The organism is Methanoculleus sp. MH98A, assembly GCF_000691865.1.
Classification (GTDB): domain Archaea; phylum Halobacteriota; class Methanomicrobia; order Methanomicrobiales; family Methanoculleaceae; genus Methanoculleus.
Window position 1 is genome coordinate 1 of sequence record NZ_JMIO01000085.1, and the last position, 8340, is coordinate 8340.

Consider the following 8340-nt stretch of genomic DNA (forward strand, 5'->3'; position numbering starts at 1 on the left):
GAATTAATATTGTAGATCACAGTGAACGTACGTGCGATGTGAAGTCGGTACGATTCACGCTTTTTATTGGTGTGGAGTTTTTCTTTATCCCCATCCGAGCCAGGATAGGGATTTTCCCGTAAAAATTTCAGTTTGGCTTTGATAACCCGTTGAGCTTTGGCATCGAGAGAGTTTAAAAAATTGAGCGCACGCTTATCCACCATGAGGCGGAATGTCACAGATCTAACTCCACGAACTCATTGCGAGCCATGACTTCTTCGATATCGTCCGTGAGTCTCTGCTTTTTTATTTTATCTACAAGTCTCGCGAGCGTGTCGTTGAGCGTCTCGTCCGGGCGCCTGAGATCCAGGATCTGATTATAGGTCTCTTCCGATACGGGTATGTTCTCCGTAACAGACATTGAATCCTGATAGGCGCTGATCATACATAGACCTTTCATCACCGGAGGCACGGAGTCATCAGTCGGTTTCGTTCAGGTTACGATGGCTGGAGCGGTAAAGGGGACAAAAGCCCCCTCGTTCCAACGAGGTGACGGTGTCTACTCGGGTCCCGACCGTACCCCGGGTTGTCCTACGATGAAGGTGGCGGGGTGATCCTCGCCTGTCGGGTTGCGGAGCGCCTTCCCATTCGACCGGCCCCGGCGCCGCCCGTACGAATGGCACCCGTCGCTATGGGTCCCGGAGTTCAATCCCCGGTCTCCTCCGCGGCAAGATCCCCGAGGAGGCACTGCACCGCAGATCTGAGCGGAGGGATATCGTCCCGGATCGTTCTCCAGATGATCGCTCTGTTGATCCCGAAATAGGCATGGATCAACTTGTCACGCATACCGGCCATTTCGCTCCAGGGAAGCGAGGGATATCTTTCCCTGACCTGATGCGGAATGCATTTCGTCGCCTCACCGATCACTTCCAGTGCTCGTGTGACCGCATAGATTGTCTTGTCGTCCCCGGAAAACTCCTCATAGGACATGCCCCGGGTGAAGATCTCGATCTTGCCTGCGGCGTCAAGAATATCGTCAAGGTAGTCAAGGGTACTTCGCGGGGTCTTCACACGTATACAACCTCATTCTGGATGCGGCGGCCGATACGGGGTTTAAGCGCACTCTTTTCGACCAGGTCCACCTTTCGCCCGAGAAGTTCGGAGAGATATTGCTCAAGCCTGAGAAACCCGAAGATCCCCGGTACCTCGGAGAACTCGACTAGAATGTCCACGTCGCTTCCTTCGTGCTCCTCGCCACGCCGGCACGAGCCGAAGATGCCGATGGATCCAACGTGATAGGTCTCTGCCAGGTACCTCTTTTTCTCGCGGAGAACACTGATAATCCTCGCGCATTCTCCGCCGGGCTGCAGGGTGACTCCGTCCATTCCTGATCGGGATATGTGCCGTTCTCTCTAGTATAACTATCCCCGGGGCATGCCGGTTCGCGGGTCTGGGGCCCGTGATGGTTCTCCCGGTGTCGGGTGGAGGAGCAAGGTCGGTCGTGGCTGCTCTGGGAGACGATCCGTGAATGCAAAAGACTCAGTACTTCGCTAAATTGTTTGAGACAGCCCTCAGGAGATCACACCATTGACTTCCCTTCGCAAACTTCCGCGACTCGCACCCTCGGTGCTCAAGCTCCTATCCGAAACCCGAAGGGTTTCGGACGGGAGGTGGGTATCCTCCTCCCGGTAACGACGTTTTGGGATAGTTTTTGCATTACGGCAGGTGGCGCCGCCTCATAGTGTCTTTCCCGGCCCTGCTCACCAGCAGATCCCCTCTATCCCGTCGCAGGCGAGGATCCGGCGCCCCTCGATGACGACCCGGGACTTCATCAGGTCGAACTCCCCGTTGAGGCGGAGAACTCCGGCCACTCCGTCATCACCAGGCAGGCGTCGGCCCCACGGAGGCGTCCGCGGCCGAGGCGGCGTAGCCGATGCCGGGGAAGACCCGCCGCATCGAAGGTACCGCAAGCGGGTCATAGGCGGCGACCGCCGCTCCCCGCCGGAGGAGTTCCGCGATGACCGGGATCGCCCGGGACTCCCGGATGTCGTCGGTGTTGTCCTTGAAGGCGAGGCCGAGGACGGCGACCCGTTTCCCCGCGAGGTCGCCGATCCTCTCCTCGAGCAGCCCCACCATCCGGAGCGGCTGGCGGTCGTTGACGTCGAGGACCGACCGGAGGAGTGCGGGCTCTTCACCGAGCCCTTCCGCGAGGCTGACAAGGGCCGCGACGTCTTTGGGGAAGCAGCTCCCCCCGAACCCGGCGCCGGCGGATAGAAAGTGCGCCGAGACCCGGTGATCCATCCCGACGCCCTCCATGACCTCGTAGACGTCGATCCCGAGGCGCTTGCAGATGTTTCCCACCTCGTTTGAAAACGAGATCTTCGTCGCGAGGAGGGCGTTCGAGGCGTACTTGATCATCTCCGCAGCGGTGAGGTCGCACCGCACCACCGGGGCCGAAAGCCCGCGGTAGACGGCGGCGACGGCATCGCCGGAGTTCTCATCCCGGCTCCCGATCACGACCCGGTCCGGGTGCAGGAAGTCCTCAACCGCGACCCCCTCCCGGAGGAACTCCGGGTTCATCGCAAACCCGATCTCGTCCCGGCCGGCGTGTTCGAGCACCGCGGGCACGACGAGGCCCGCCGTCGTCCCCGGCGGCACGGTGCTCTTCACGACGACGGTGTGCGAGCCCTTTCCATCGCGGAGCGCCTCCCCGATCGACCGGCTCGCCGCGGCGACCATCGAGAGGTCGGCGCTCCCGTCGGCCGCCGGCGGGGTTCCGACGCAGACAAACGAGAGATCCGCCTCCGCCACCGGGCCGTAGTCCGTCCCCGCGCGGAGCCGCTCGCCTGCGTGCTTCGCGAGAAGTGCATCGAGCCCCCGCTCGTGGATCGGGGCGCGCCCCGCGTTGATCGCCGCCGCCTTCTCCGCATCGATCTCGACGATATCGACCGTATGCCCGAGTTCGGCAAAGCAGGCCCCCGTGACCAGGCCGACGTAGCCCCCGCCGACGACAGTTATCCGCATCTTCCTGTGATCCTCCGGTTCGTTACGTCAAAATTGGGCTTTGGGATGGTTAAAAGTATCCGGTTGGAGAGAGGGCTCTGCCGCATTTTCAAAGTGCGTAACGCTACCCCGAAGGTGAATGACAACGACGTGCTACAGGAGCGCCCGGAACTCGTCGACGGTGATCCCGGCCCGGAAAAGAATTGCCTGAAGCGTCTTTGGCGCAAGGATCTTTTTAGAGTGCACGGGAACGGTGACGATGACGTCACGTTGCGCATGATAGAGATAGTGATGGCTGCCCCGGATGCCAACCACCTCAAAACCGGCTCTCTTGAGAGCACCGACCACCTTCTCCCCGGTGGTTCTCGGGAGTTTCATGTCCCCGCGTTGCTTGTATTCAGGGGTACGGATACTTCAACCGGAATGGGTTTGCCGAGTTTCCTGGCTACCTCGATATACCCCGCGATCGCCTCCTCGACGTGTGCCAGCGCCTCTTCCCAGGTAGACCCCTCGCTGATGCACCCCGGGAGGGACGGCACCGTTACGGTATACCCTCCATCCTCATTCCGTTCCATAAGGACCGTGTAGCGGAGACGAGTATCTGACAGTTGATCCCCTCCACTGGAGAGTTATCTATGACACTATATAGGGGTTCCGCGGATCGTCTCCCGGAGTTTGATGCGGATGATCGCGCTCCTGATGATCCCCGTCATACGATCGCCTGCTTGTCGATATAATTATACAGTTGGTGTTTGAACGCATCGAACTCCTGGGTTGTCCGATAAGCGACATCGTAGAGGAACCGTTCGCCGGGACGGTAGACGACCCGCTGGAACACCCCGCTCCGGCCGAAGGCAATCGATACACTCTATACGGCGAAAGCCCGATACTATTCCAGAAAATGAACGCCCCCGCCCTCTCCGTCGTCCTCCCGGCCCTCAACGAAGAAGCCACCATCGGCAAGTGCATCGGAAAGATCCGGACGGTCTTTGCCGATCTCGGGATCGACGGCGAGATCATCATCGCCGACTCCTCCGACGACCGGACGGCGGCGATCGCCCGGGACCTCGGGGCTAAAGTCGTCCGGCCGGAGAAGCGGGGCTACGGCAACGCCTACCTCGCCGGGCTCGCGTGCGCCCGGGGGAGGTACATCGTCATCGGGGACGCGGACGACACCTACGACTTCCTGGAGATCCCCAAGCTCCTCGCCCTGCTCGACGCCGGCGCCGACATGGCCCTCGGCTCCCGGCTCCGGGGGGAGATCCGGCCCGGTGCGATGCCCGCGCTGCACCGGTACGTGGGCAACCCCTTCCTCACCTGGCTCCTCAACCGGGTCTTTTCCATCCGGATATCGGATGCACACACCGGGTTTCGGGCGTTCCGGCGGGAGGCGCTCGAACGGATGAACGTCAAGACCGGGGGGATGGAGTTTGCAAGCGAGATGATCATCGAGGCGGCGAAGGCCAATCTCCGGATCGACGAAGTCCCGATCACCTACTCCGCCCGGGTCGCCCCCTCGAAACTGCAGAGCTTCTCCGACGGCTGGCGGCACGTCCGGTTCATGCTCCTCTACCGGCCGATCCCGTTCATCACCGTCCCCGGGCTGCTCTTCACGATCTTCGGCTTCTTCCTGATGGTCATCTTCGCCCTCCGGGGGGACGTCGAGACCTCGTTCATCCACTCCTTCATCCTCGCCGCCCTCTTCTTCGTCGGGGGGCTCCAGGCGCTCGTTGCCGGGATCAACATCGCCGTCTACTCGGCCGTCCAGGGCTACGGCGAGGCGGGGCCGTTCCTCTCCCGGCTCATGAACTACCACAACCTCGAGCGTGAACTCCTCGCCGGGATCCTGCTGATGGCCGGCGGCGGCCTCGTCGGGCTCGGCATCCTCCGGGACTGGGCCGCCGCCGGGTTCGGCCCGCTCTTCCAGATTGCAAACGCCGTCTGGGCGCTGGCCCTCTTCCTCGCCGGAATGCAGGTCGTCTTCTCCGGGATCTTCACGAGCATGATGCTCTTAAAACGCGGCGAAGAGCAGGGCTGACCCCCGCCGGGCACGGCGCTCCGCTCATTGATCCCGATTTATAGGCCTCTGTTTTGATTTCCGGGCTCTTTTTGGGGAGATCGATCCAGTTATATATGATTGGCGGTATAGTGTGACCCGGAGGAACTGCGAATGGCCATTTTATCAACCAACCAGCAGGAGATAGCAGAAAGGATCGATGCAGGTGCCGCCACGGAAGTCTGGCGGGACTGGAGGTGGCATGTCCGGCATGCGATCACTGAGATCTCCACGTTCGAGCGGCTGCTCGGCGTATCGTTCGGGCAGGACGAGCGGCGGGAGCTGGAAGAGACCGCGAGCAGATTCCCCTTGAGGATAACGCCGTACTACCTCTCGCTCATCGATGCGAAGGATCTCTGGAACGACCCGATCTTCATGCAATGCTTCCCGTCGCCGGCGGAGCTGCAGGTCGAACCCGACGACATGGAGGACCCGCTCGCCGAGGACGCCGACCACCCGGCTCCCTGTATCACCCACCGCTACCCCGACCGGGTGCTCTTTTTAGTCAGCAACGTCTGCGCCATGTACTGCCGGCACTGCACCAGGAAGCGGAAGGTCGGGGACGTCGACTCCATCCCCTCGGAGGCCGAAGTCATCGAGAGCCTTGACTATATCCGGGAGAACCCCGGGATCCGGGACGTTCTCCTCTCCGGGGGCGACCCGTTCATGCTCCCCGACGACCGTCTCGACTGGATCCTGACCGAGCTCGACGACATCGAGCACGTCGAGGTGGTCCGGATCGGCAGCCGGGTTCCGGTCGTCCTCCCTTACCGGGTCACGGACGACCTCGCCAAGATGCTCGCCCGGCACCACCCGCTCTGGGTGAACACCCACTTCAACCACCCGGCGGAGATCACGACATCCTCGCAGAAGGCGCTCGCACGGCTTGCCGATGCCGGCATACCGCTCGGCAACCAGACCGTCCTCCTGGCGGGGGTGAACGACTGCCCCCGGATCATGAAGACCCTGGTGCACAAACTCGTCAAGAACCGGGTCCGCCCCTATTACCTCTACCAGTGCGACCTCTCCGAGGGGCTCACCCACTTCCGCACCCCGGTCTCCAAGGGGATCGAGATCATCGAGAGCCTTATCGGGCACACCAGCGGGTTTGCGGTCCCGACCTACGTCATCGACGCTCCCGGCGGCGGGGGGAAGATCCCGGTGATGCCCCAGTACCTCATCTCCTGGGCCACGAACCGGGTGGTGCTGCGCAACTTCGAGGGGGTGATCACCACCTACCGCGAGCCCGATTCCTACGAACCGGTCTGGTGCGACCGCAAGTGCGCGACCTGCGGGCAGTACCTCAGGCTCGAGGGCGCGGATGAGTCCAAAGCGGTCGGTATCGTCAAACTCCTCTCCGAAGAGGATCCGACGACGGCGCTCGTCCCGGAGCACACCGAGCGGTTCGAGCGGAGAAATGAGTCCTGATACCGTCACGACGATCGGCGGCACCCGTGTCCAGCACGGACGGTTGAGCGACCGGATCTACGTGATGCACCTCTCGCCCGCCGACCTTCCTGGAATTCTCGACGACCTGGATGGGCTCGCAGAGAGAGAGCGCTACACGAAGATATTTGCAAAAGTGCCTGCCTCCGTCCTCTCCTCGTTCATCGCCCGGGGCTACGTCGTCGAGGCGCGGGTTCCGGGATTCTTCCGGGGCAGGGAGGACGGGTATTTCACGGCGAAGTTCTTCGATGCAAAACGCCGGCGGGAGTCGGCCGATACCGCCGCGGTCCTCGCGGCCGTCCGCGAGAAGGCCGGCGATGGATGTCCGGTCGTCCTTCCGCCGGGCTGGACGTGTGCACCTGCGGCGGAGGACGACGCCGACGACCTTGCCGCGCTCTACGGCGAGGTCTTTGCGACCTACCCCTTCCCCATCGCCGATCCCGGCTACCTGCGGGAGACGATGGCCGGGGACTACCGCTACTTCGTCGTCCGCACCGAAGACGGCCGGCTTGCCGCGGCTTCCTCGGCGGAGATCTACCGCGACGACGGGAACGTCGAGATGACCGATTTCGCCGTGCACCCGGACTTCCGGGGCAAAAGCCTCTCGGGCTTCCTCCTTTTGCGGATGGAGGAGGAGATGCGGGCGGCCGGGATGAAGACCGCCTTCACGATTGCCCGGGCGCTCTCCTACCCGATCAACGCCACGTTCGCCCGGGCGGGGTACGCCTGGGGGGGAACCCTCGTCAACAACACCAACATCTGCGGCGGGTTCGAGAGCATGAACGTCTGGTACCGGACGCTGGAGAGGTGAGGAGAAGGTCCGCCGCCGGTGTAAGGGCGGGCGTCGTGCCGGCTTTTGGGGCGCACGTTCACCCGCTGGCATAATACGGGAAGCAAACAACAAAAGGGAGCATCGGTTTACACCGGTTCATCCGTTGCGGGTGCGTCACATGAAGTGTCCGAATCCCCGGCAGGTTTTCGGAGGTGCAGGTGGCCCGGGTCAGGAGAGCAGCGATCTGGATGGACGCATTTTGTTCCGCATGGAACACATTTGAACCAATACCTGGAAACGGACCTGTTCCCCCAGCCTGAAGTTACCCGTCGCCGTGTACCGGTTCGGGGCGGTGCCGGGCAACCCGGTGCATCCGGAGGTATTCGGACCGGGAAAGAGCGAAGTTTTCGGCATTCTCAAAGAACGCGTCGATCAGGTCGGCCTGCTCGCGGCTCCACACCTCGTTTGGGACCTCCCTGACCCGGAGGGCATGTCTCCGGACAAAGGCCAGCCGCTCCTGCCTGTTCTTCTCGCGGTCAAACTTCAATTCCATACTGTTTCCCCCGGACCTGCAGGCGCTCCATGAACGATCGCAGGAGTTCGCCGTCCAGCATCTCCCGGAACAACACCCGGGGCATCCTTGACACTGTCACTTGTCCGGCCCCTCTAAGATCCGCACTGCTTTTTCCCTGAGGCGTGAGATATCCCCCTGGTGCAGGCGCTCCATGGAATCGAGCAAGTCTGCACAGAACGTCTCAGCCTCCTCTATCGAGTCACGGACATCCTCTGCCGTGATCGCGAAGTCCACATAGTACTGCTTATCGATTCGCTCTCTTTTGGCGGCGACAATCCGGGAATTGTCAATTCCATACAGGTTCTCAAGGAGGATCGTTGCGCCGGAGTGGTTTTCGCATTTTATACCGGTCTTGAAGAGAAGGGCAAGCACCATGTAGTACATGCTGTAGTATGCCATCGATACCGTCTCTTCAAGCCGCCCGTTCTCGAGCAGGATCTTTGCCGAGACGAGATAACTCTCTGACTTCTTACGGTATGCCTCCTGGACCTGGGTGCTTGGCTCAACGAG

12 protein-coding genes are annotated in these 8340 nt (G+C 61.7%); 3 read left to right on the forward strand and 9 right to left on the reverse strand.

Annotated elements, in window-relative coordinates; translation table 11 throughout:
- The 7 genes from EI28_RS14955 to EI28_RS10730 form a co-directional block, all read right to left on the reverse strand.
- Positions 1-218, reverse strand: a 218-nt coding sequence (locus EI28_RS14955; RefSeq protein WP_082223156.1) for a type II toxin-antitoxin system RelE/ParE family toxin, incomplete at its 3' end; no start/stop codon positions are given.
- The gene (locus tag EI28_RS10705) at positions 215-424 is read right to left on the reverse strand and encodes a hypothetical protein (RefSeq protein WP_052379730.1); all 210 of its coding nucleotides are present in this window, start codon (positions 422-424) and stop codon (positions 215-217) included. The genes EI28_RS14955 and EI28_RS10705, both read right to left, overlap by 4 nt.
- 260 nt (positions 425-684) lie before the next feature.
- A complete protein-coding gene (locus EI28_RS10710) occupies positions 685-1050 on the reverse strand; it encodes a DUF86 domain-containing protein (RefSeq protein WP_048114743.1) in 366 nt (121 codons plus the stop codon).
- Positions 1047-1364 (reverse strand): nucleotidyltransferase family protein, encoded by a 318-nt coding sequence (locus EI28_RS10715; RefSeq protein ID WP_048114745.1) that lies wholly within the window; start codon positions 1362-1364, stop codon positions 1047-1049. The genes EI28_RS10710 and EI28_RS10715 overlap by 4 nt, the downstream gene beginning before the upstream one ends.
- 493 nt (positions 1365-1857) lie before the next feature.
- The gene (locus tag EI28_RS10720; RefSeq protein ID WP_231476751.1) at positions 1858-3003 is read right to left on the reverse strand and encodes a UDP-glucose/GDP-mannose dehydrogenase family protein; all 1146 of its coding nucleotides are present in this window, start codon (positions 3001-3003) and stop codon (positions 1858-1860) included.
- Between the two features lie 132 nt (positions 3004-3135).
- Positions 3136-3360, reverse strand: coding sequence for a type II toxin-antitoxin system HicA family toxin (locus EI28_RS10725; protein ID WP_048114746.1), 225 nt, complete (start codon positions 3358-3360; stop codon positions 3136-3138).
- On the reverse strand, positions 3357-3557 hold the full coding sequence (locus EI28_RS10730; protein ID WP_048114748.1) for a type II toxin-antitoxin system HicB family antitoxin: 201 nt from the start codon (positions 3555-3557) through the stop codon (positions 3357-3359). Before EI28_RS10730 ends, EI28_RS10725 begins: the two co-directional genes overlap by 4 nt.
- A 173-nt stretch (positions 3558-3730) precedes the next feature.
- On the opposite strand from EI28_RS10730, the gene EI28_RS10735 reads away from it, so the two are divergent.
- From EI28_RS10735 to ablB, 3 genes are all read left to right on the forward strand, one after another.
- Positions 3731-5020, forward strand: coding sequence for a glycosyltransferase family 2 protein (locus EI28_RS10735; RefSeq protein ID WP_231476753.1), 1290 nt, complete (start codon positions 3731-3733; stop codon positions 5018-5020).
- Between the two features lie 132 nt (positions 5021-5152).
- Positions 5153-6466: a lysine 2,3-aminomutase gene (ablA, locus tag EI28_RS10740; RefSeq protein ID WP_048114753.1), complete on the forward strand. Its 1314-nt coding sequence runs from the start codon at positions 5153-5155 to the stop codon at positions 6464-6466.
- Positions 6456-7295 (forward strand): putative beta-lysine N-acetyltransferase, encoded by an 840-nt coding sequence (gene ablB / locus EI28_RS10745; protein ID WP_048114754.1) that lies wholly within the window; start codon positions 6456-6458, stop codon positions 7293-7295. Before ablA ends, ablB begins: the two co-directional genes overlap by 11 nt.
- Positions 7296-7578: 283 nt before the next feature.
- On the opposite strand, the gene EI28_RS10750 is transcribed toward ablB, so the two are convergent.
- Together EI28_RS10750 and EI28_RS10755 are read right to left on the reverse strand one after the other, a co-directional pair.
- Positions 7579-7809 carry a hypothetical protein gene (locus tag EI28_RS10750; protein WP_011843072.1) on the reverse strand — a complete coding sequence of 77 codons (231 nt, stop codon included), beginning with the start codon at positions 7807-7809 and terminating at the stop codon, positions 7579-7581.
- A 96-nt stretch (positions 7810-7905) separates the two neighbouring features.
- The coding region (locus EI28_RS10755; protein ID WP_048114756.1) for a HEPN domain-containing protein at positions 7906-8340 on the reverse strand (435 nt) is incomplete at its 5' end.